Origin of the sequence: Citrobacter amalonaticus (assembly GCF_037053465.1) — a bacterium.
GTDB lineage: Bacteria > Pseudomonadota > Gammaproteobacteria > Enterobacterales > Enterobacteriaceae > Citrobacter_A > Citrobacter_A amalonaticus_H.
In genome coordinates this window covers 1-24,270 of record NZ_JBALIF010000004.1, presented here as the reverse complement: position 1 = coordinate 24,270, position 24,270 = coordinate 1, and the positions used below count along the sequence as shown (strand labels likewise).

The window sequence follows — 24,270 nt, the reverse complement described above, 5'->3', positions numbered from 1 at the left end:
TCTCAACTAAACGTTGATAGGCAATAGATAGGCTCCTGATTTAATACAGTGCATGTAACAGTGATACTTTCAGAAACAGTGTCCGTTATATCAAAAGTTAAATCCTGAGGAGGCACTGATAGACTAAATGATTTGCTTTGCAGCGTCGTATTTAAAAATACCGCACTTCCTCCGAGAGTAACATTTACCGTGTTCGGGGTGATTTCTTTTGTATCAAAGTATACACTATTCACAGATACTCCATCCGAAGGAGCCCCATTATTTGCCGCTAATCTTAAATTTCCCTGAAAAATAAAATCAGTAAAATTCAAGGTGCCGGCTGGCATATTTACACCATTTATAGTGGTCACTACATTTACAGTCTCAACAACCTGATCTACAACATTGAGACTGTAGGGGGTAGAACTACCAAGTGTTATTGTAATTGAATTAGCATTATTATCCATAAAAATAGCGCCACCACTGAGTGTACACGTAACAATATCACCACCAGAGCCATAAATTATAATTTTATTCGTCGAGGTATAAGTTTCATCAGTGTTGAGTTTATTTTTAGCTGGTGCATCTGTTACATAGTATATACGCGTCAGTACAATACCACTGAGAGCCGTTTTAAATTCTCCTGCTCTTGCTGTTGGCTGGCAGGGTAACAGCAGCCAGCCTTCCGGCGCATCTCTCCCCAGCACTATAACCGGGAGCTGGTTGCTTTCATCCCAACTGGCAACCAAGGTCGTCGTATACAGCCAGTCTATCACACCGCTATCATCCATCCTTCCCACCTGCAACGGCACCACTGTGGTTCCCGAGATTTTGTTCATCACCACCAAGATACCCTCCACCGATGTTGCCCCGTTCGTCACGCTGGCAGTCTGCATGATCTGCGGCCAACTCTGTGTCGCACAAGCCACCACTTTCTGACTGCTGTCCGTCGGCAGAAGCAGGACCCGGACGATTACGTCATTTTCGCCCAGCACGGTACCCTGTACAAGCGGTGCTGTCAGAAGCAACGGGTAATCAACAGTCAGGTCGGTCACGTCTGTAGCGCTGTAGGTATCCATGTAAGTACGGAAATCGAAGGCCGTGGAATCGGTGAACAGGGTCCGGGCCATCAGATGCTCCCCGCCACTCTTCACGGATTCCCAGTTCCAGGCGTATAGTGGGTCGCGCAGCACTGTGCTGTCATGCTCCGCCAGCACAGCGCTGCTGCCAGCCCAGTTCACATCGCTGTACAGAGTCAACCCTGAAACGTCGGTATTCACCGTCACGCTGATGGATTTACTGCTGCCAGTAATGGAGGCAGTGACCGTGGCCGTTCCCGGTGCGCCGTTGTCCGTCAGCGTCGTGGTGGCAAGACCGTTCGTGTCCGTCACCGACGATGCCGGCGCCACTGCCCCGAGGCTGGTGCTCCAGGTGACGGTTACGCCACTGGCTGGCTGGCCGCTGCCGTTAAGCACCGTCGCCGTAATGACTGAGCTACTCACGCCATCGTCCACGATGCTGCCCGGGTTCGCCGTCACGCTGCTGATGGTGTCCGTTGCCGGAACGCCGCCGTTCAGCGTCACCGCCCAGCTGCCATCCCCCTGTAACTGCGGAGCGCTGAATGTCCACCCCGCCGGGAAGCCCCCGCCATTGATGAGCGTGACGATACCGCCGGTGTACTCCAGTACCAGCGTGCCGGTGCCGCTCCAGGTCACCGTGCCGTTCGCCGTGTTGTAATCCCCGTACCGGCAACTGGCCGCCACCGAACTGCCCTCGGTTTTCGCCACAAAACCCAGCGCCCCCGGGCGCCCCGGCAGGCTCAGGGTAGTAATGCTGCTGCTCCCCCCTCCCACCAGCGCCGTGGACGCCACGGCATTCGGGGCCGCCTGGATCGCGTCCACATCCAGCCACACTACCGCAGCTTGTGCCGGGTCGAGGCCCAGATAGTTCAGCGGAAACTGATCAGAGGAAGGATACAACAGAGTCAGGTCAGCCTGGCTGACGCTGATAACTGCCTCCACGTGGCCCAGATAGTTCATAGTGGTGTCAGCGGTATTAACAACGCTGAACACATACGCGTCCATGGCGGACAGGGCGACAGACTGGTAGTCCCAGGTAGCGGAGCTGCCAGCCAGTTCGCCAGTCACGCCATGGGTGATCTGCTGTGCGTTACCGGCATAATTTTTACCGGTATAAAAAATCAGGCTGCTGCCTGCTGAAAGGGTGTCTGACATAGAATATTCCTTACTAAAGGAGAATTAACAAAAGGCCTGAGACAGGCCGCTAAAAGCCAGAATCCCCTGTACATAATTGCCGAAGTCCGACAGTGACAGGGTGAACATGACACTTTCTGCCGCGGTGTCCGTGACATTAAACCCACCAGCGTGGCGGGTACTGACGTTAACGAAAGCCGTGGTGGAGCCGGAGACCGGGATGAGGCGATACCGCCGCTTTTATACATGAACCTGGTATCCCCCTTCCCCATAGCCATTACCCACAGGCGTGATGCTGTCAGCAGGGACATGAAATACGGCCCGTTGTAAAAGAATATGTTGTGACCATTTTCAATCCTTAATAAATTGAATGGATGAAGAAAACAGCCAGCCTGCATTCCTGGTACCGGAAATACATTTTCAGCAGTTTTAGGTGTCTCTGTCAGAATAGATAGTTTGTAAACAAACACTGTGTAAAAAAGGTGAAGGAAATGAGCTTTTTAGATGTTTTCTGCTTCCTGCATGGTGGATATTGAAAATATAATCAGTTACTACGACCTTACTGCCTGTTATTGTCACGAGTTCCTGGAAATAAAATACCCCTAATCACCTGACAAAAAAAAGGAAAACTGTCGATAACCTTGTAATAATTCAGTGATTTCGATATCAGTATTCGCAGTCATATTTTACGAGCAACATGGAATCATAAGTTATTTAATCATTAAAAAACAAAAACGATACGACTGTATAAGCAGAAACTTCAGGGTATGAGACCACAGGTAATGCTAATCCCTCTGAACAACACGAAATTCAATAGCGTAAAGCGCAGATAAAGCGCCTTCAGATGGGAAAAGAAATACTAAATCAGTCCCTGGCAAGCTATCGCGCTTATCACACGGCTCAAAGCAAAGGGACCAGCGCAGGTTCTTTGCCATTTATTCGGTGTTCACCGTAGCACTTATTACGCGCAAGTGAAGCGTCCTGTTAATGTGCAAAGAATTGAATTACGAAGTCGGCTGAGAGCTTTCCATGCTCTCACCCGTGTCACAGCCAGTAACCGGGCACATCAGCCAGATGTTGCGCCAGAGTGGCGTTGATGCAGGCCGGCAACTGGCGCGGCGACTGATGTTCAATATAAAGGCAATAAATTTAGCCCGCGGAGATCACCACCTCAATCAGATTCGTCTTCCCGCTGGCTATACCGGTTTTAACTGCCGCTGCAATATCTGCAGCCTGGGTGATACGGCAGGCGCTGATGCCCATCGACGTCGCAAGCGACTGAAAATCAATGCAAGGGTTCACCAGATCCATACCGATGAATTTCCCCAATGCAACGGAGGAGTAGCCAGGCTGATTCTTCATGAAATTTTTCAGCACATTGTACTCAAAATTATTCATGACGATAAAAGTAACTGGCATTTTCTCATGTGCGGCGGTCCACAACGCCTGAGGGGAATACAGCGCCGCGCCGTCGCCCACCAGGCATACTACCGGCTCGCGGCCCCGCCCCAACGAATGACCTACCGCAGCAGGCATGCCCCATCCCAGTCCACCGCCGCGCATAAAGTAATACCGTTGATACTGCTGGTCGGAAATGAATTTTCTGATGTAATTTGTTGTTGCAATGGCTTCATCAACAATGGTGACCCCCGCAGGGATCGCGCGAAGCACCTCATGTGCCGCGACCAGTGGTGAAATGATGGGATGAACAAATTCAGATGTGAAGTAATCCTCTAATTGCTGCTGGACTTTTTCACGTTCGCTTTTCGCTTCGTTAACGCGTTTCTGATAGACCTCTTTCTTGCGCCACGTCAGGCGTTCAAGTCTGGGTAATAGCTGCTCAAGTGAGATTTTGATATCACCCATCAACGACAGCCTTGTCGGATAGGTCCTGCCCAGCTCGTTGGTATCCGACGAAAGTTGATAAACAACGCAGTCCTGCGGAATAGCATCGACTTCGCTGTAGAGAATGGTAATTAAACTTTTACCGCCCAGAATAAAGACGGCGTCATAGTTCATGATGATTTTTGCAATATCCCTTGACGTCGTGGGCATATTCCCCCGCCACAGAGGATGATGAGGCGGGAAAGGAAGGTTTAGCGGCCATGAAGAACCGTAGACGTGGGCCCCCAGCATCTCTGCCAGCAGGACAGTTTCTTCAGTAGACTGGCTGCTGTGGATCTCATCTCCAGCAATCATCATCAGCTTACCAGGCTGCACATTGCTTAACTCTGTCGCCAGCTCATCCAGTGAACTGGCTACGGTATGATAATTTACCCGTGAAGAGGCAAGAATACTGGCGTCGTGCATCTCTTCCATAACATCCATGGGGAGTGACAACAGCACCGGCCCCGCCGGGGGATAGCTGGCATCGTGAAAGGCCCGCCTGACCAGCACTGGCAGTTGTGCGGCACTGGTCACTTCTTTTGTCCATTTCACTACCGGAGAGGCAATAGATACGACATCATCATAAAGCAAAGGCTCGCGGACATAATGGCGAGTGTCCTGCTGCCCGACGGTCACCACGAGCGGCGTTTTCATAATTCTTGAGTTAATCAGATTGCCCATACCGTGGCCCAGCCCACTTGCAGTATGTAAATTCAGAAAACCTGTTTTGCCTGACGCTTTCGCATACCCATCGGCAATAGCCACCGCGCTGCTTTCCTGTAGGGCCAGAACGTAATGGATATCTTCGTGGCGAAGCAGCGCATCGATAAGCGGTAATTCTGTGGTGCCCGGATTGCCAAAGATATACTCAACGCCTTCACTTTCAAGGACTTCAAGCAGAATATCTGCGCCCGAACGCGGCGCGAAATCTACCAGGGTATTGATGGATTTCATGGTCTGGTTACCTTATTCAGATGAGCGTTAGAGCGCGTCAGTATTCTTCACGCGTGGGGCGAATAACTATCTCATTCACATCAACATCTTCAGGTTGTTCTATGGCGTAAGCGACCGCTTTAGCTATAGCCTGAGCCGGGATAGCTTGCTGATAGAATTCACTTAGAAACGCTTTACTGGCGGGATCTGAGCTGCCATGCAGCAATTCACTTTCGACGGCTCCGGGAGAAATAATTGTGGTGCGGATGTGACTGCCTGCTTCGTATCGCAAACCTTCGCTGAGCGCTCTGACTGCAAATTTTGTCGCACTATATACTGCACCGCCCGGGCTCAGTACTTTAATACCCGCGACCGAAGCCACGTTAATAAAATGACCCGCTTTTTGATTTTCGAAAACAGGCAGGACAGCGGCAATGCCGTTAAGCACGCCTTTAATATTGGTATCAATCATTTGCTCCCACTCCTCGGTTTTCAGTGCAGACAAGGGAGCAATTGCCATATAACCTGCGTTATTAATAAGTACATCCACTCGGTTAAATTTTGAAATAGCGGTACTGACTACATTTTTGACTTCACTGAGTTTTGTTACGTCGGCTTTTATTGCAATGGCCCGCCCATTCGTTTTCGTAATTTTATCAACCAGGGCGTTAATACGTTCCAGACGCCGCGCAACAAGTACTAAAGTCGCGCCTTTTTCGGCAAGAAAAAGAGCAATAGCTTCGCCAATTCCACTGCTTGCTCCGGTAACAATAATAACCCGTTCGTTTAAATGACTCATGTATCCACCTCTGAAAGAATAAATAACTCAGATTATTAACATTTAAATACCATGTACTGCTATTTATTAAAGTAGTGAATTCTCCTCTAAAGATGAAATTAAAATCTTTTCGGCAGTATTTAAGAATTCAGGTAAAGGTTTGTAGCTGGTGTGAATTAAATGGATAGTATCATGCAATGTGGCGACACCGATGGTTTGCTCCCCTTCAGTACCTATTAATACATTCGGCCCCCAAACGGATTCTAACGTTAACTCGCCGAACCGGGACGAAAAGGGAAGCACACCCAGATTTGAGATCAAAATATCTGGCGCACAGCTTTGCTTATCAAAATTGATTATCTCATTAAGCTCAGGGTTATTCATAAAGGTCTGGAAATGGTTGATAAATGTCGCCATGCCCTGCTGGGTGCGAATCGGCTGCAGGTCATCCGTCACCGCGCGAGCAAGATTCCAGAATTTTGTGGTTGGACGAACATCGTAGCCGTAGGTAGGGAAAAGGACAGAAAAGCTCAGCCCGTAATCCAGGGCAAAAAACTTACGTGCATCAATTGGTGTACAGATGCGGATGGGGTTGTTTGAATCGGTTAATGGTGATGTATGAGCAAACGCAAGCGCGAAGGCAGCAGACAGGGCACCATGCACCGTTGTGTTTTCTTTTTTTGCCCGCAGGCGAATGCCGGAAGAAAGCTCCGTGGAGAGCCTGCGTCTGAATACGTTCAGTTTTGCCAGACTACGTTCAGTATAGGGAACAGGTGTCTGGGTCCCCGTTGGCATATTAATACTGGCTACGGGCGTATCAGCCTTAATGCAAATATCCTCGACAGTGGGCTGCAAGGACAGGTTGACCAACACCTTACCCGCCAGCGAGTCCAGCACGTCACGAATAAAATGGGTCAGTGACAGACCATCGGCAATTGAATGGTGGGAAGTAATGATAATGATGCAGCGTGTGTCGCTATAAAGCAGTGCCGCCCTGAGCAAAGGAATATCGCCAATGCCGAATGGCGCAGAGAACTCTCGTTTAATCTCTTGTTCAATATCAGTTATTTTATCCAGCCTCACAACACGCAGTGGAATTTTAGCTGAGGAGTCATAGACAAAATGAAGAGGCTGACTGCGGTCAGTATTAACACGAGCGTTAATTAAAGGATGGCGCGCCTGCACTGCGTGAAACGCAGCGGCCCAGGCATCCACAGAAGTCGCGCCCACGACCTCGGCGGTTACCGTGAAATGTTTTGGGCTAATGGGATCGATTAGCCATGCGTAGGTTTCCAGCGGGCCAAGCGCCCGAAGAAAGGATTCGCCTGCGGTTTCTTTACTCATAAGCCCTCACAAAAAATTTTATTAATGCTGATGGTTTTTAACGTAAACACCATACATATAAAATATATTGTATATCCAGGGCGACTTCGCTGTCTGAAGGTAACGTATTATAAACAATAAGATATTATCATTTAGCCTTAACATATTCATCATCACTGAAGCGATGACATGGAATAACCATACATGATACGAACTCATATGCAAATATAATTTTCATTTTTCATTTTCAATATTCCGGGCAAGATAATATGCTTTTCTTATATCAACACACTGCCACAAAAATATATTCTCGATGGTTAATGCTGATAAGCATCCGTACTCTCGGGCCTGATAAATTTAATGGTTCATCACAACTAAGTTATTCATCTTACAGATATTTGATAATCAGGATTACATGGGCTACCGTGGTGTGTCGGTGCTGCCCCCGTCGTCAATAAAACTGGGAAGAGGATATCGCCCGGTTATCCCCCCACTGATACACGGGCATATCAATATGCGACCATTACACGTTCATACTACCGGAAGATATTCTGAGTGGAGAACTGAGAACATAAAATTTAAACAATGAGTTATCGCCTTAACGTATGATTCCGCTCTATTAGCCCTCTTATCCACAAAACAGTTATACTTTTTTATGGATAAGAGGCTTGCAGAAACATCACCTGTCTTACTAAACATTTTGTAAAAAGTAAGGAGTAACAATAACTCTTTATCATCACATATAATTTAGATAATAATATTTAGAATTACTGTCTTACTTTGCTTCATGAACTAAAATTATCTGGTCTGATTTCCGATAAGTAAAGGTATAGATCCCTGAGGTGTTAGCCGGCGGCGTTACCATAATCACAGGAACCCATACGGCCCCATTTGTCGTATTGACAATATCTTTCTGATTATATTGCGCATCAGATAATCCTTCAGCATCTCCCGCTATATACCAGAACGCCTCAATAGGTAGCGTTTGTTCCATACCTGACGCCCAGGTCTTCAACCGGATTTCATTCTGCTCCTCACGGCTTGACTCACTCAGATATGTTCTGGCTTTAATCGACTGTAAAAAACCATCGGCGGTATTGTATGGGCTATTATCGCTGACATCAAATCCGCACTGACCATCCATCGAGGTATCATTTTCATACCAAGCCTGTCCCGTCATAATCCCCTGAGACTGGCAAGGTGAACTTTTTGGATAGTCGCCGCTATGCTTCCCACAACCATTCTGGTCGCGATTAACTGTATCAGCATCTAAAGGAAAAGAACACATCACATCAATATCAGTATATTTATCTTCCGGCGCATAATAATAGGGATAAAAAATGAACCCACTGGTTTCATTATGAACAAACCTGGTCGAGTTATCATCGGCACGTAAATATGAAAATGAAATACCCCCCGTCGACAGAGCTGATGGACTAGGATCCCATATATGATATCCGGCACCTGGTAATGCCGCACGAATCATTACCCCGGTGCAAAGAAAGGCTGGTTCAGTACTAGAACCACAATTATCCTGTACGTTATTATAATCTTGATTTAAATAGTTAGCGATGTCCTCTCCCGTTGCAACTGAATAGTCCCTGGAATTATGCTCCAGTCTGAAATCAGCTTCACCAGGGTGATGATCAAAAGCAAAAGAATTAAATGCCAGCAATAAAGACATTGCGGCCAATACCATTAATTTATTCATATCAAAGTCCTGATAATGACGATTAAACATAGTTAAAATGAGTAGCAACCACCAACCTGAATGACGCAAATAAACGCGCCCTTCCTCTTTAATTTTTGTTACTCAACATTGAAATGACTGATTACGTCAGGGGCGATGCTAATTCAATAAGTACAACCTCGCTGGGCATATTTTGCACCAAATGCTCGCAAATTTTGCCAATTCGCCATACCAGAGCAAAAAAGTTAAAATTGTGAATGCGAATAAATTAAGCTTATAACTATAAATCACGGCTCAATATCTAAATCGCGTCTGCTTCCCATGATAATTTTGCTCAGTCTTCTGCTCCTCATAAATGAAAAAAACCACACGCAGGCATGGATTGTTAACGTCATTATGTCCCAGTGATGCTCAGTGCCGGGCCGCAAATGGCGACATAAAGAGCAGTCCGCATGTCGCCATCATCGCTGTCGGCAATCCAGAACGCCATTTCAGCCAATCTGTGATTTCGGATGGTTCCGGCAGCGTTAATTATTGTTGACGCCAGCGGGAGGGACTGGTGCCAAACCTCAGTTTGAAAGCCCGACTGAAAGCCGCTTCTGATGTGTATCCGGTGTTGTCAGCTACCTGCGCAATTGTCCGTTTCGTCCTTTGTAAGAGCTCTGCACCTTTATCGAGGCGCAGACCGATGAGATATCGTGAAGGTGGCTGACCAACAAGCGCAACAAAGCGGGCCGCAAAAACGGAACGTGAAAGGCCCGCCGCTTTTGCCAACCCTGCCACTGACCACGCCTTGTCCGGCGCTGAATGCATCACATTCAACGCGCGGGCAATCGCGGGATCCATGGCCCCCAAAAGCCAACTCGCCTGCGCTTTCGGCTCCAGCGCCCACAGGCGTAACACCCTGATAAGCATCAGCTCCATAAGACGAGATACCATCACCGCCCCACCCGGACCGGGCATCTGAATCTCACTCAGAATGAAGCGCGACGCCGTTTCCAGCCAGTCCATCGCTCCCTGCGATACCCGCCGTAAAATAATGACTTTCGGCAGGCAGCACAAAAGACGTTCGCACAATCGCTCATCAAGGTAAAACGTTCCCCTCAGCCATTCGCAACCGGTCTCTGGCAACGGCTCCGGGAGCGACAGAGAAAAATTTGAACCATACGCCAGCAGAACGATGTCGCCTTCATACAATTCGACAGGTTCAGCCCCGGCGTCCCGGCAATGAAAAAGTAGTGTCCCGCTTCTGACGATCAGCAGTGAACGTTCATGCCGCTCAAAAGTCAGTTCATGCGCTGCGCCAGTTGAATACGCCTCAATATGCCCTCCGCTAAAACGGACCGAGGTCAGAACATCTGATAAGGCATCCATTAAATCAGGAGTATGTGCAATGTTTTTGCTTCTATTCGTCATAGATTCTCTTATTTATTTTGGCTACGCTTTAATGGCAACCTGCACAACACGAGGAAATACATAATGTCAAAAGATACCACAATCGTTCTCGTTCATGGCTTCTGGGGTGGCGCAGCACACTGGAGCAAAGTCATTCTCGAGCTTAATCGGCAAGGATATCGCAAGGTCCGCGCCGTTGAACTCTCTTTAACATCGCTGGCTGATGACGTCAGCCGTGTACAAAAAATGGTACGTCAGCAGAAGGGGAATGTCCTGCTTGTCGGTCACTCCTATGGCGGAGCGGTCATCACCGAGGCAGGCGATCTGCCAAACGTGGTGGGACTTGTTTATATTGCTGCTTTTGCGCCTGACGCAGGGGAAAGCCCCGGAGCACTAACCGAGAAACTCCCCCCTGAAGCATTTTCCAGTATTGCGCCTGATAGCGACGGCTATCTCTGGATAGACTATGACAAATACCATGAAAGCTTCTGTCAGGATCTTAATAAAGAAGAGGCCTGGGTGATGTCTGTGACGCAAAAAGCGCCGCTTGGGGCAACCTTTGCTGGCGCCATTACTGCACCGGCATGGAAAAAGAAACCCTCGTGGTATCAAATTTCCAGCAAGGATCGGATGATCAATCCTGAAAACCAGAAGGCGATGTCGGCACGTATCTCCCCCCGGAAGATTATTACGCTTGAGACAGGTCATGCTTCCCTGGCTTCGCAACCTGAGGGTGTTGCTCAACTGATTGTGGAAGCCGCAGACGCGACATCGTAAAAATAGCGCCAGAGTAGCAAAAATAACGGGTGGCGTTCGCTCTTGTTCGCCACTCCTGATTTACCCGGTTTATGGATAACGGATTACCGTTTGAATCAACAGTTTTTGCCCGCATGAATCACTGAACAATATGACACCGGAGGAATATCGACAGCACCATTATTTGGCCGGGATGGAACTAAAATGGGTCTATATATAGTTCCTTCGCTCTTCTGGTCCTTCTTCCCTTTTGTTCTCTGTAGCGTTGACATCACATTGTGACAAAACACATTCATCTTTGTAGTTATCCCTTGAGCAGTGTTTTTGCTCAAATTAAATAGAAAAATTCTTAAAATGACAGGGAATTATTCATGGCCGCGATGCATTTTCTTTACTTTTTATTACATTTTGTGTTTTTTTATAAAAATTGAGTGTTTTTTGATACCTCAATATGAAAGGACTATTTACCGGAGGCATTGGTGAAAGGCAGGGATGAAATCAGGATGGTTTTACTGGCGGGGCTGATGCTGTTTCCCGTGACAGCCGTTCTGGCTGCGCCATTGTCACCCGCCGATCGCAATATCATTCAGCAGCAACAACAACAGTTACTGAATGAAAACCAGCGCCAGCGTGAAGATCTGGAGCGCAGCATCCCTCTTCCAACGCCAGCTACACCTGCCATTCCATCTGGATCAGAAGGTCCCTGTTTTACAATTGCCAGGATCGACCTTGAGGGGGCAACGAAACTGTCGACCTCTGCGGCGACAAAACTGACCGCCCCCTGGCTGAACCAGTGCCTGGATATGACCCGGCTGACGCAGGTCACTAACGCCGTCTCCGACTGGTATATCAGCCGGGGATATATCACCAGCCGCGCGTTTCTGACCGAACAGGACCTCTCCTCCGGCGTGCTGACCCTCACGGTACTGGAAGGCCGGTTACAGCAAATCCGCCTGGAAGGTGTACCGCAGCGGACGCTCGCCATGATGTTCCCTGGTCTGGAAGGAAAAATCCTTAACCTGCGCGACATCGAGCAGGGTATGGAGCAATTAAACCGTGTGCGGCAGGTGCCGGTGGAGATTGAAATCCAGCCGGGCGACAAACAGGGCTGGTCGATTGTCAATCTCACCGCAGCCCCGGAATTTCCGCTTAGCGGTTCGGTAAGCTTTGATAACAGCGGACAGAAAAGCACCGGCACCGGCCAGTTCAGTGGCGCACTAACCGGCAATAACCTGCTTGGGCTGGCGGATAAATGGTTTATCAGCGGTGGGCGCAGCAGCGATTTTTCAAACTCGCATGATGCGCAGAATTTTGCCGCGGGTGTCAGCGTGCCGTATGGCTACGGTCTGCTCGATTACAGCTACAGCTGGAGCAATTACCTCAACACCATTGATAACAACGGCTGGCCGTGGCGCTCAAGCGGCGACAGCGAAACGCACCGGCTTACCGGCTCGTGGGTGGTGTTTCGCAACGGCGATATCAAAACCGGTCTTACCACCGGCATAACGCACCGCATCAGTCGCAATTATCTTGATGACGTGCTGCTGGAATCCAGCAGCCGCAAGCTCTCCAGCGTGATGCTCGGCATTAATCACACGCAAAAAATGTTCGGCGGTGTGGCGACCCTCAACCCGTCTTTTACCCACGGCGTACCGTGGCTGGGCGCGGAAGACGATCACGACAAATATGGCGATGTGCCGAAAGCGGAGTTCCGCAAGTGGAGCCTTAACGGCAGCTTCCAGCGACCCGTCGCGGCCGATCTCTGGTGGCTCAGCAGCGTTTACTTTCAGTGGTCACCGGACCGGCTTTACGGCGCCGAACAGCTCACACTGGGTGGAGAAAGCTCCGTCCGCGGTTTTAAAGAACAGTACCTCTCCGGCAACAATGGCGGTTATCTGCGTAATGAGCTGAATTACTCGCTGTTTACCCTGCCGTGGATGGGGCAAATCAGTGCGATGGCGGCGCTGGACGGCGGCTGGCTGAAACACGACGACCAGGATCCGTACGCCAGCGGCACGCTGTGGGGGGCGGTAGTCGGGCTGACCAGCGCGAACCGCTGGTTCTCGACACAGTTTACCGTGGGAACGCCCGTGAAATACCCGGACTGGCTGGCTCCGGATCATCTCATTATTTATTACCGCATGGCGGTGGCGTTTTAAGGGACAAAAACGATGGATAACAATCAGACCCGTTTTTCTCAGCGTGCATTGAGCTGGCTGCTGAGCACTCTGCTGGCAACGCAACCGCTGCTGCCCGCGGTGGCAGCGACCATCACCCCCACCGGCAACACACACATGGACAAGGCGGGTAACGGCGTACCGGTGGTGAATATCGCCACGCCCAACGGAGCGGGGATCTCGCATAACAAATACAACGACTACAACGTCGGTAAAGAGGGGTTAATCCTCAATAACGCCACCGGTAAGCTGAACCAGACGCAACTGGGCGGGCTCATTCAGAGTAACCCGAACCTGAAAGCCGGACAGGAAGCGAAAGGCATTATCAACGAAGTCACCGGCGCTAACCGTTCACAGCTTCAGGGTTATACCGAAGTGGCGGGCAAAGCGGCGAACGTGATGGTTGCCAACCCTTACGGCATTACCTGTAACGGTTGCGGCTTTATCAACACTCCTCAGGCGACACTCACCACGGGTAAACCGGTGATGAACGCCGACGGCAGTCTGCAGGCGCTGGAGGTCACGAAAGGCTCCATCACCATCAATGGCGCAGGTCTGGACGGCAGCCAGTCGGATGCCGTGTCCATCATTGCCCGCGCAACGGAAGTGAACGCCGCGCTGCACGCGAAAGACCTGACGGTGATTGCCGGGGCTAACCGCGTCACTGCAGACGGTCGTGTCAGTGCGCTGAAAGATGAAGGCGAGGTGCCGAAAGTCGCCATTGATACCGGCGCACTGGGCGGGATGTACGCCAACCGCATTCATCTGGTCTCCAGCGAGAAGGGCGTCGGGGTGAACCTCGGCGATCTGAACGCGCGCCAGGGCGATATTTCTCTGGACGCGAACGGCAGGCTTACCGTGCACAACAGCCTCGCCAGCGGGGCGCTGACGGCCAAGGGGGAGAGCCTCGCCTTGACGGGCGATCACAAAGCCAGCGGCAACATCACGCTCAGCAGCCAGGGCGATATCGCCCTGAGCAATGGCTCTCTGAACAGCGACGGCGACCTGGCGCTGAACGCCGACGGCACGATCGCCCACGCCAACGAGAAGCTGACCGCCGGGCGCGATGCGACGCTCAGCGCGCAGAACATCAGCCAGGATGCCGCCAGCAAGATTAACGCCGCGCGCGACATCACGGCGAACGCCCGCGATACGCTGAACACGCAGGGCCAGCTAACCGCCGGGCAGAACCTGGCCGCCAGCGCCACGACCCTGACGCAGGACGGCAGGCTGCTGGCGCAGAGCAGCACCCGGCTGAAGGCCGACACGCTGAACAACAGCGGCTCCGTGCAGGGCAGCTCCCTGAGCGTGGGCAGCACCACCCTCAGCAACAGCGGAACGCTGGTGAGCGGCGGCAGCCTGAGCGTTAACGCCAAAGATTTTACCCAAAGCGGCAGCGCCGGCGCGAAGGGTAAGGCAGACATCACCGCCAGCGGGAAGCTCAACAACACCGGCTCGCTGGTGAGCGACGATGCGCTCATCCTGAATGCCGGGGACGTCACGCAGAACGGCACGCTCTCCGGCGGCAAAGGGCTGACGGTGGCGGCTCAATCCCTGACCTCCGGTAAAAACTCGGTAACCCACAGCGACGCCACTATGGCGCTGAACGCCACCACGGCCACGCTCGACGGAGAAACCAGCGCGGGCGGCGATCTGCAATTCCAGGGCGACAGGCTCAGCACCGCCTCCACCGCCCAGCTGCAAAGCGGCAATACGCTTAGCCTGAGCGCGCGGGAAGCGACGCTGGCAGGTACGCAGGCGGCACAGAAGGCCATGACGGTGAACGCCCGCGAGAAGCTGACCCACAGCGGGAAAAGCAGCGCGACATCGCTCAGCCTGAACGCGCCGGAGCTGACCAACAGCGGCGTGCTGGTGGCTTCCACCCTGAACACGCAGTCACAGCGTCTGACCAACGGCGGGCTGATGCAGGGCGACAGCGCCCTGCTGATCGGCACCCAAATGCTGGACAACCAGCAGACCGGCACACTCTACAGCGCGGCGAACCTGGCGCTGGACATCCCGGACATCCGCAACGGCGGGCTTATCACCAGCGACGGCAGCCTGAAGCTGAACTCAGGCTCGCTCGGTAACGCAGGCAAAATCATCGCGGACGAGCTGGACGTCAAAGCCACCACGCTGAGCGGCGACGGCCTGCTGCAGGGCACCGGGGCGCTGGCGCTTGCCGGGGACACGCTTTCGCAGGGGGCCAGCGGGCGCTGGCTGACGGCGGGCGATCTCTCCGTGAGTGGGAACACGCTGCACACCGCCGGAACCACGCAGGGGCGCAACATCACCGCTCAGGCAGATGGCTGGACCCACGGCGGCTCCGTGCTGGCCACCGGCAACCTGAACGCCACGCTGGGCAGCTCCCTGCTGAACAACGGCGAGCTGATGAGCCAGGGCGACTTCGGCCTGACCGCGCCCACGCTGACCAACCACGGCAGCATCCTTTCGGCGGGCGACCTGTCGCTCACCGGCACCACCTTCACCAGCGACGGCAGGCTTCAGGGCGACACCCTCCGGCTGCGCCAGAACAGCATCGACAACCAGGGCTCGATGATTGGCCTCAACGGCCTGACGCTGAACAGCACCGGGGCCCTGACCAACGGCGGCGACCTGCTGAGCCAGAAAGCGCTGACGTTGAGTGCCGCAGACGTGACCAACGGCGGCCGCCTGCAGGGGCAGAACATCACCCTGGACGGCAGCAACCTAACCAACAGCGGTGCCATTCAGAGCGCGCTCGATTTAGCCCTGACCCTAAGCGGGGACGTAACAGCCATCACCGGCAGCAAAATCACCGCCCTCGGCGAGGCCCGCGTGAGCGGCAAAGCGCTGAGCAACCAGGGCCTGATCAGCGCCAGCACGCTGGACATGAAGGGCGATTCGCTCAGCAACGGCGGGGAAATCAGCGGCGTTAACGGCATGAACGTGGCGCTCAACGGCGACCTGCAGCAGCAGGGGAAAATGCTGAGCGGCGGCCTGCTCAGCGTGAATGCGAAAGACATCAGCAACGGCGGGCAGCTGCAGGGGGCGGACACCCGCCTCAGCGCCAGCTCGCTCACCAACGGCGGGCGCGTGCAGGGCGACAGCAACCTCACGCTCTCCCTGCTGAACGCCCTGACCAACCAAGCCAGCGGCGTGCTGCTCAGCCAGAACGCGCTGAGCCTTACCGCGCCGGTGCTGACCAACGACGGCACTATCCAGGGCAATGGCAATACCACGCTCAGCGCGGCAACCCAGGCCCGCAACGGCGGGAACATTCTCTCCGGTGGCGACCTGACGTTGACCACGCCGGACTACCTCGGCAGCGGCTGGCTGCAGGCCACCAACCTGGTGCTGAACGTGGCAAAGCTTGCCAGCAGCGGCACCGTGATGGCGGCGAACCAGGCGACGCTCACCGGCAACAGCCTGGACAACGGCGGCACCTTCCAGGCTTCACAGCTGAACGTCAACGCGCAGAACGTCACCAACGGCGGCACGCTGCTGGGTAACCAGGGCCTGACCATCAAAGGCAACAGCCTTAACAATGCGGGCGGGAAGGCGTTCAGCGGCGGCGATATGCTCGCCGGGTTGGTCTCGCTGAGCGGCGCAGGCCAGCTGGTGGCGCTCGGCAACCTGACGCTGAAGCTCACCAACGGCTATACCACCGAGGGCGTTATCGCGGCGAACAAGCAGCTGACCATCAGCAGCCAGGGCGATATCACCAACGCGAACACCCTGCAGGGCAACGGTATCACGCTGAGCGCCGCAGGCCGGTTGACCAACAACGGCCAGCTGACCGCAGGCAGCGGCACCACCACGCTCAGCGGCAGCCAGATTGCGATGAACGCCAGCGGTTCGCTGCAGGCGGGCGGCGATGTGAGTCTCACCAGCCAGGGCAATATCACCCTCGACGGCTTCACCGGCACGGCAGGCAGCCTGGCGTTAACCGCCACCGGGTCCATCATCAACACCGCCCTGCTGTATGCGGGCAATAATCTGTCGCTGTTTGCCAACAGCATCCAGAACCTGCACGGCGACATCCTGGCGGGTAACAATCTGGTGATGCAGCGGGACGCCAGCGGCGCGGCGAACGCCGAGGTGATCAACACCTCCGGGAATATTGAGACGACGAACGGCGATATCACGATCAGGACCGGGCATTTGTTGAATACGCGGGATAGTGTCTCTTCATCGACAAACACGGTAGAACTCGACAATCCAGATTATGTTGGTCAGGACGATTTTTCTCTCACGCTCGCTCAGGCACCAGCTGGAAGTTATTCCATCGTTAAAACCCGAACCAGTGTTTTTGTGGGTAGTTGTAATAGTTTTCCGATGTATCCGGGTGCCTGCACTATGGATGACCCCTTCTTTAAAACAAGCTACAAGCTGAATGAGGCAGGCAAGACCCTACGATTTGCGATAAACCGGACCGAGGTAGATGTCAGTGGCGCAGCAGCGGCAGGGCGCATTGCATCCGGGGCTGGAATGTCTGTTCAGGCAGATCAGCTTGAGAACACCGGGAGCGTAATGCTTGCTGGTGGCGATATTGCCCTTAAAGGAACAATCCTCAACAACCAGAGCTATCAGGCAGGCTCACAGACCGAATATCTTGTTTATACGGCGACGAGTGTCGGGTCTGGAGGGATCAGCTATGTGTTGAGTGGACGCGAGCTGGAAACGGATAACTCTGGTCAGACAGTCAGGGCAGTCATCCAGGCGGGCGGCAACGTCTCGGCGAACTTCAGCCAGGACATCAGCAACACCAACAGCACCGCCAACGCGGGCCACATCAGCAACACCATCGTTGCCCCGAGCCTGAACACGCCTTCGGTGCAAAGCATTGGCGGAGGCGCGAGCCAGCAGGCGCTGGCGGGCGCGGGAACCCTGGCCATCACTGGCCCGGACTGGAAAGACACTACCGCCAGCCAGGCCATCGGCGGCGGCACCGGGCTGGCTCCGGGCGGTATAGACGTCAACTACCCGCTGCCTTCCGGCAACAACGGCTACTTCGTACAGTCGACCGATCCGGACAGCCCATATCTCATCACCGTTAACCCGAAACTGGACGGCCTTGGTCAACTAGACCCTACGCTGTTTGGCGATCTGTACAAGCTGCTCGGCATGAACCCGGGGGTGGCCCCGCGCGAGACGGGCAGCCAGTACACGGACAAAAATCAGTTCCTAGGTTCATCGTACATGCTGGACCGCCTCAGCCTGAACCCGGACAAGGACTATCGCTTCCTCGGCGATGCGGCGTTTGATACCCGTTATGTGTCGAACTATGTCCTGAACCAGACCGGGACGCGCTACATCAATGGCCTGGGCTCCGACCTCGACCAGATGCGCTACCTGATGGACAACGCCGCCGCGGCGCAGAGCGCGCTCGGCCTGAAGTTTGGCGTGGCGCTGACCGCCGACCAGGTGGCGGTCCTCGACCACAGCATCCTGTGGTGGGAAGCTGCAACCATCAACGGCCAGACGGTGATGGTGCCGAAAGTGTACCTGTCGCCGAAAGACGTGACGGTGCAGAGCGGCAGTGTAATCAGCGGCAACAACGTGCAGCTGGCAGGCGGCAGCGTGACCAACAGCGGCAGCTCGCTCATCGCGCAGAAGGGGTTGGCCATCGACAGCAGCAATAGCCTCAGCAACCTGAACGCGGGACTCATTAATGCCGGCGGCAGTCTGGACCTGAACGCTATCGGGGATATTAACAACATCGGCTCAGCCATTAGCGGTAAAACGGTGGCACTGGAGAGTATCGGTGGCAGTATCAATAACCTCACACGCACACAACAGTGGGATGTGAATGCCGGGCAAACTCAACTCACCGGTACCGACACCGGTACCGTGGCGACCATTAAGGCTACAGACTCGCTCTCACTGGATGCCGGAAAGGATATCAACATTGCCGGCGCGAATATCACCGCCGGTGGTTCACTGGGGATGTTTGCGGGTAATGATATCAACGTTACCTCCAGGCAGATAAGTGAGAGCGACAGCCGCCACGGGTGGCGGTATGAAGCCAGCAACAGTCGCACCACTCATCAAGGCAGTACCGTCAGCGCGGGCGGAAATCTGCTGATGACGGCAGACAATAACCTGAATGTTACCGCCTCATCCCTATCTGCCGGTAACAGCGCCCTGCTCTCTGCGGGCAACGACCTTAACCTGAACACGGCCCGGGAAAGCCACAACAGTCGTAACGGTAAATCAGAAAGTCACGAAAGCCATGCGGCAGTCTCCACGGTGACAGCCGGAGATAACCTCACCTTTGCCGCCGGGCGCGATGTGAACAGTCAGGCTGCCGGGATTGCGGCGGAAAACAACGTCGCCCTGCAGGCGGGCCGTGACGTGAACCTGATGGCCGAGGCCAGCAACGAAGGCAACAGCTACATCTCAAAAAACAAAAAAGAGATTAACGAGTCTGTCCGCCAGCAGGGAACGGAAATCGCCAGCGGTGGCAACACTACCATCACCGCAGGACGGGATATCTCATCGGTGGCCTCATCCGTGACCACAACCGGTGATATTGCGCTGAACGCCGGGCGCGACGTTACACTGACCACCGCCACAGAAAGCGATTATCACTACGAAGAGACGAAGAAGAAAAGTGGTGGCTTCCTCAGCAAGAAAACCACGCACAAGATTGAGGAAGACAGCGCCACCCGTGAAGCCGGGTCACTGTTGTCTGGAAACAGCGTCACGGTAAACGCCGGTAACAACCTGGCCGTGAAAGGTTCTGATGTGGTGGCGGACAGTGATGTGGCGCTCAGCGCGGGTAATAATGTGGATATATCCGCCGCCACCAACACCGATACTTCATGGCGCTTTAAGGAAGTGAAAAAATCCGGCCTGATGGGTACAGGCGGTATCGGCTTCACCATCGGTAGCAGTAAAACCACCCATGACCGTCGTGAGGCCGGAACGACCCAGAGCCAGAGCGCCTCCACGGTGGGTAGTACGGGCGGTAACGTCAGCATCATCGCGGGTAACCAGGCGCATATCAGCGGTTCGGATGTGATTGCGAACCGGGATATCAGCATTACCGGTGACAGTGTGGTGATTGACCCGGGTCATGATCGTCGTACTGTGGACGAGACATTTGAGCAGAAGAAAAGCGGGCTGACTGTTGCCCTCTCCGGCACAGTGGGCAGCACCATCAATAATGCTGTCACTAATGCGCAGGAGACGAAAGAGACAAGTGACCGTCGTCTCAGGGCACTGCAGGCCACTAAAACAGCGTTATCTGGTGTCCAGGCCGGACAGGCAGCGGCAATGGCTTCCGCAACCGGTGATCCGAATGCGATGGGTGTCAGCCTGTCGCTCACTACCCAGAAATCAAAATCACAACAGCATTCAGAGAGTGACACGGTATCCGGCAGCACGCTCAATGCCGGGAATAACCTGTCGGTTATCGCGACCGGTAAAAACAAGGACGTCAACAGTGGGGATATTGTGATTGCCGGAAGTCAGCTTAAGGCTGGCGGCAACACAACTCTGGATGCCGCGAATGATGTTCTGCTCCTTGGTGCTGCAAACACGCAAAAAACCACCGGTAAGAACAGCAGCAGTGGTGGCGGCGTGGGGGTCAGCATTGGTGCCGGTGGCAGCGGAGCCGGCATCAGCATCTTTGCCAACGTCAACGCCTCAAAAGGTAACGAGAAAGGCAACGGCACCGAATGGACTGAAACCACCATCGACAGCGGGAAAACCGTCACCATCAACAGTGGCCGCGATACGGTACTGAACGGTGCGCAGGTCAGTGGCGATAAAATTACCGCAGACGTGGGGCGTGACCTGCTGATGAGCAGCCAGCAGGATAACAATGACTACGACAGCAAACAGAACAGCGTAGCCGCTGGCGGCAGCTTCACCTTTGGTTCTATGAGCGGCTCAGGTTACATCAGCGCCAGTCAGGACAAGATGAAGAGCCGCTTCGACTCCGTGTCCGGGCAGACCGGGATGTTTGCCGGTGACGGCGGCTTCGATATCAGCGTCGGCAACCATACGCAGCTCAATGGCGCAGTTATCGCCTCCACCGCCACGGCGGACAAAAACAGCCTCGATACCGGAACGCTCGGCTTCACGGATATCCACAACGAAGCCGACTTCAAGACCCGGCACTCGGGCATCAGCCTCAGCGGTGGCGGCAGCTTTGGCGATAAGTTTGAGGGCAACATGCCGGGCGGGATGATTTCGGTGGCGGGTAACAGCGGCCACGCGGAAGGCACCACGCAGGCGGCTGTCGCAGACGGCACCATCACCATCCGCGACAAGGCTAACCAGAAGCAGGACGTGGCGAACCTGAGCCGCGACACGGAGCATGCCAACGACAGCATCAGCCCGATTTTTGACAAGGAGAAGGAGCAGAACCGCCTGAAAGAAATCGGGATGATTAGCGACATCGGCAACCAGGTGGCGGATATCGCCCGCACAATGGGTGAGCTGAATGCGCTGGAGAAAGCCAAAAGTGATTCTAAAGCCACGCTTCCGGAGAATGCAACTGAACTAGAGCGTCAGAATTACCTTGCAGAGTTACGCAATTCTCAGGCCTACAAGGATGAAATGGCGAAGTACGGTACCGGCAGCGATATCCAGCGGGGTATTCAGGCCGCGACAGCAGCGCTTCAGGGGCTGGCTGGCGGTGACGTTGGCGCAGCACTGGCGGGAGCTTCGGCACCGGAGCTGGCTCATCTGTTGAAATCCACAGAGGGTAATCCGGCAGTAAACGCCATCGCCCATGCAATTCTGGGCGGCGCGGTCGCGGCAATGCAGGGAAACAATGTTGCTGCCGGTGCAGCAGGTGCTGCAACGGGAGAACTGGCCGCCAGAGCGATTGCCGGAATGTTGTATCCGGGTGTGAAGCAGTCTGAGCTCAGCGAAGAGCAGAAACAGACGATAAGCACCCTGGCAACAATATCTGCAGGGATGGCAGGCGGCATTGCCGGTGACAGTACCGCGTCAGCGGCTACAGGCGCGCAGAGCGGTAAGAATGCGGTTGAGAATAACTCGCTCAGTGGTGATCGTGCCCGCGAAGCGGCAAAACAGGCTGCTGAATCCCTGAAAAATCAGGTCAGGGAAAAGCTGGGTGACGGTACAACCTCTTCCATCGCGAACGGTATTATCAATGCCCTCGCTGATACCGGTGATGCAGCACTAGGCTCAGCGGATTATGCTGCTGATGCGGCGATGACGCTGGCTTCCTGTGCAGTGGGCGACAGTTACTGCAGCAAAGCGATGAGCGACCTTGCCGGGAAGAATCAGGCGGTGGCGGATACCGTTACTGCGCTGATGAAGAGTGAAACCTGGTCGGCGATAGCGGATACGGTTAAACAGGCGGCTGGCGGAAATCAGGCTGCGCTGGAAGCGACAGGTGGGTTACTGGCCGGGATTATATTGCCCGGTAAGAAATTACCAAATGCTGGAAAATTGGTTGATCCAACTGTAAAAATTGCTACTGGGAATACTGTTGGTGCTTTCGAAGCGAGCCTGTCCAAGCTTCCACCAGGAGAACGAGTAGCTATTGTAAAAGAAACAGTTAATAAAGTTATCGTTGAACAAGGCATGGTGAAAGACAATAGGTTGACCAAACTAAATAATCGAGATGTCTATCGCGGAGTTGATGGAAATTTATATGCGCTTGATACTCAGCATGGGCGATTTGAGGCTGTTAGCCCGAAAGGTAAGCATTTGGGCGAAGTTGATTTCTCTATGCAAAAAATCCCTAACAGCATAGATAAGTCAGGTGGTCATGATCTTAAGGTGAAATAATGAAACTTATTGATTATAAAAACAAATCCATTAAACGAGGAACTGTCTTTAGGTTACCTGCTGTTTGGCCATATGAAGAATGGGTTGATTTTATGGTCATAGATTTATTTGAAACTCATGGTTTAGTTGTATCTTCTGGTCATAAAGCTGGCTTGATTTTGATATCTTTACCCATCGAAAGTGCGTCAACCGAAGGTAGAGCATTAAGTACAGAATGGGTTATTACCAATTGGGCTAAATGGATTTATCCTGACTGTCATGTTGAAAATGTTCATATCCTTGATGAATATGTAGCAACGCCCATTGAATAAACAAAGATCCCGGTTAAATCGCGCCGGGACCTTTTTTACAGTCAACCCTTAACCGGCTCGCTCACCAGCCTTCGCGGCTCCACACTGACCGTGACCGGGGTGTTGGTGCTGAATCCAGCCTCTTCCAGCCAGTTACTGTTCAAATGCATACTGGGGTGGCAGGAATAGTTCGTAGTCCTTTGAGAGCATGCTCTTTAATAGCACAGAGAAATGGAAATCGGGGAGCAAAACCGCGTATCGGGGCACTGGTGCCTTTCCATCAAAATACAGTGGGGAAAGTACTTCTAACCTGCTTAGTGTGCTGGAAAAACTCTTCGTAGGCTGCTGAATCCGCCTCAGAGAGAGTTGTTGTTGAGAATAACTACCTGAGCGTGTCAGAGAAGACAGAGCTTGAGTTAGCGAAGCTCAAACTCAACAGCAACGACCCGACAGAGCGTGAGAAAGCACAGCAGAAAATCAATGAACTGCGTGAAAAGGATATCGCCAGCGACCAGAAGGTGATCGAGGCCTGCGGAAATGGTGCGGCAGGCAGTGCGGCTTGCGCGAGTGCGAGACTGGAAGTCATCGCGGCTAAAGGTGAGTATGAAACCGGGCCGTATAACTCGAAGGTAAGCCAACAATATGCGGATGCTTATGGTCAGATAGTAAACCTGTTGAATATCACCAGTGTTGATGCACAGAATCAGCAGCAGGTGAAAGACGCCATGATTACCTATTTCATGGTCACCCAAGGGGTGGATCGTCAGACCGCAGAAAGCTACACCGAAACGAAGCAGGGCCTGGAGATCATTGCAGCTTCGATAACTCCTCTTATAGGGCAAGCTGCATCAAATAAATTAAGCTACCTTGGTGTTGGGAAAAAGATATCCTTTGATGGTGATTTTTATGCTGTCGATGGAATGAAATTCAGCAAAAGTTATTATGAGAGATTATGGGAGCAGGGCATGTAAATAGACCCGTTTTAGTTCCAGGCATTTTTTGAGATCCCGGCCAAATGATTGTGTTGCCGATATTCCTCCGGCGTCATATTGTTCAGTGATTGATGAGGGCGTTCACAGTTATATTCTGACAC

At 53.2% G+C, this 24,270-nt stretch carries 10 protein-coding genes and 4 pseudogenes; 6 read left to right on the top strand and 8 right to left on the bottom strand.

Translation table 11 applies throughout. The annotated features are described in order from the left end of the window. Window positions 1-2 precede the first annotated feature (2 nt). On the bottom strand, window positions 3-2,213 hold the full coding sequence (locus WB371_RS07845) for an Ig-like domain-containing protein (RefSeq protein ID WP_336219519.1): 2,211 nt from the start codon (window positions 2,211-2,213) through the stop codon (window positions 3-5). Window positions 2,214-2,923: 710 nt separating this feature from the next. Here WB371_RS07845 and WB371_RS07840 point away from each other — a divergent pair. Continuing rightward, window positions 2,924-3,320 (top strand): annotated as a pseudogene (locus tag WB371_RS07840) (IS3 family transposase); the annotation flags it as partial. Window positions 3,321-3,341: 21 nt separating this feature from the next. Here the strand turns inward: WB371_RS07840 and WB371_RS07835 are convergent. The 5 genes from WB371_RS07835 to WB371_RS07815 form a co-directional block, all read right to left on the bottom strand. After that, window positions 3,342-5,033, bottom strand: a complete 1,692-nt coding sequence (locus WB371_RS07835) for a thiamine pyrophosphate-binding protein (protein WP_336219518.1) — start codon at window positions 5,031-5,033, stop codon at window positions 3,342-3,344. A gap of 37 nt (window positions 5,034-5,070) precedes the next feature. Continuing rightward, entirely contained in the window at window positions 5,071-5,811 is a 741-nt protein-coding gene (locus tag WB371_RS07830) for an SDR family oxidoreductase (protein ID WP_336219517.1), read from the bottom strand. 66 nt (window positions 5,812-5,877) lie between these two features. Next, window positions 5,878-7,134 carry a condensation domain-containing protein gene (locus tag WB371_RS07825; RefSeq protein WP_336219516.1) on the bottom strand — a complete coding sequence of 419 codons (1,257 nt, stop codon included), beginning with the start codon at window positions 7,132-7,134 and terminating at the stop codon, window positions 5,878-5,880. Between the two features lie 754 nt (window positions 7,135-7,888). Continuing rightward, entirely contained in the window at window positions 7,889-8,824 is a 936-nt protein-coding gene (locus WB371_RS07820; protein ID WP_336219515.1) for an HvnC protein, read from the bottom strand. A gap of 510 nt (window positions 8,825-9,334) precedes the next feature. After that, complete coding sequence (locus tag WB371_RS07815; protein ID WP_336219514.1) at window positions 9,335-10,219, bottom strand: AraC family transcriptional regulator; 885 nt, start codon at window positions 10,217-10,219, stop codon at window positions 9,335-9,337. A 63-nt stretch (window positions 10,220-10,282) separates the two neighbouring features. Between WB371_RS07815 and WB371_RS07810 the strand changes: the two genes are divergently transcribed. The 4 genes from WB371_RS07810 (at window position 10,283) to imm45 (ending at window position 23,198) form a co-directional block, all read left to right on the top strand. After that, complete coding sequence (locus WB371_RS07810; protein ID WP_336219513.1) at window positions 10,283-10,975, top strand: alpha/beta hydrolase; 693 nt, start codon at window positions 10,283-10,285, stop codon at window positions 10,973-10,975. Between the two features lie 482 nt (window positions 10,976-11,457). After that, on the top strand, window positions 11,458-13,113 hold the full coding sequence (locus WB371_RS07805; protein ID WP_336219852.1) for a ShlB/FhaC/HecB family hemolysin secretion/activation protein: 1,656 nt from the start codon (window positions 11,458-11,460) through the stop codon (window positions 13,111-13,113). Between the two features lie 12 nt (window positions 13,114-13,125). Further along, complete coding sequence (locus WB371_RS07800) at window positions 13,126-22,887, top strand: hemagglutinin repeat-containing protein (RefSeq protein WP_336219512.1); 9,762 nt, start codon at window positions 13,126-13,128, stop codon at window positions 22,885-22,887. Then, window positions 22,887-23,198 carry an Imm45 family immunity protein gene (gene imm45 / locus WB371_RS07795; RefSeq protein WP_336219511.1) on the top strand — a complete coding sequence of 104 codons (312 nt, stop codon included), beginning with the start codon at window positions 22,887-22,889 and terminating at the stop codon, window positions 23,196-23,198. Before WB371_RS07800 ends, imm45 begins: the two co-directional genes overlap by 1 nt. Before the next feature lie 41 nt (window positions 23,199-23,239). Here imm45 and WB371_RS07790 read toward each other — a convergent pair. Continuing rightward, a pseudogene (locus WB371_RS07790) lies at window positions 23,240-23,359 on the bottom strand (SymE family type I addiction module toxin); the annotation flags it as partial. A gap of 183 nt (window positions 23,360-23,542) precedes the next feature. Between WB371_RS07790 and WB371_RS07785 the strand changes: the two are divergent. Beyond that, window positions 23,543-24,112: pseudogene (locus WB371_RS07785) on the top strand (DUF6862 domain-containing protein); the annotation flags it as partial. A 47-nt stretch (window positions 24,113-24,159) separates the two neighbouring features. On the opposite strand, the pseudogene WB371_RS07780 reads toward WB371_RS07785, so the two are convergent. After that, window positions 24,160-24,270 (bottom strand): annotated as a pseudogene (locus WB371_RS07780) (integrase); the annotation flags it as partial.

Bases quoted from the DNA above. Each gene is read 5' to 3' on its own strand.
- WB371_RS07845 (WP_336219519.1), bottom strand. From the start codon at position 2,213: ATGTCAGACACCCTTTCAGCAGGCAGCAGCCTGATTTTTTATACCGGT.
- WB371_RS07835 (WP_336219518.1), bottom strand. From the start codon at position 5,033: ATGAAATCCATCAATACCCTGGTAGATTTCGCGCCGCGTTCGGGCGCA.
- WB371_RS07830 (WP_336219517.1), bottom strand. From the start codon at position 5,811: ATGAGTCATTTAAACGAACGGGTTATTATTGTTACCGGAGCAAGCAGT.
- WB371_RS07825 (WP_336219516.1), bottom strand. From the start codon at position 7,134: ATGAGTAAAGAAACCGCAGGCGAATCCTTTCTTCGGGCGCTTGGCCCG.
- WB371_RS07820 (WP_336219515.1), bottom strand. From the start codon at position 8,824: ATGAATAAATTAATGGTATTGGCCGCAATGTCTTTATTGCTGGCATTT.
- WB371_RS07815 (WP_336219514.1), bottom strand. From the start codon at position 10,219: ATGACGAATAGAAGCAAAAACATTGCACATACTCCTGATTTAATGGAT.
- WB371_RS07810 (WP_336219513.1), top strand. From the start codon at position 10,283: ATGTCAAAAGATACCACAATCGTTCTCGTTCATGGCTTCTGGGGTGGC.
- WB371_RS07805 (WP_336219852.1), top strand. From the start codon at position 11,458: ATGGTTTTACTGGCGGGGCTGATGCTGTTTCCCGTGACAGCCGTTCTG.
- WB371_RS07800 (WP_336219512.1), top strand. From the start codon at position 13,126: ATGGATAACAATCAGACCCGTTTTTCTCAGCGTGCATTGAGCTGGCTG.
- imm45 (WP_336219511.1), top strand. From the start codon at position 22,887: ATGAAACTTATTGATTATAAAAACAAATCCATTAAACGAGGAACTGTC.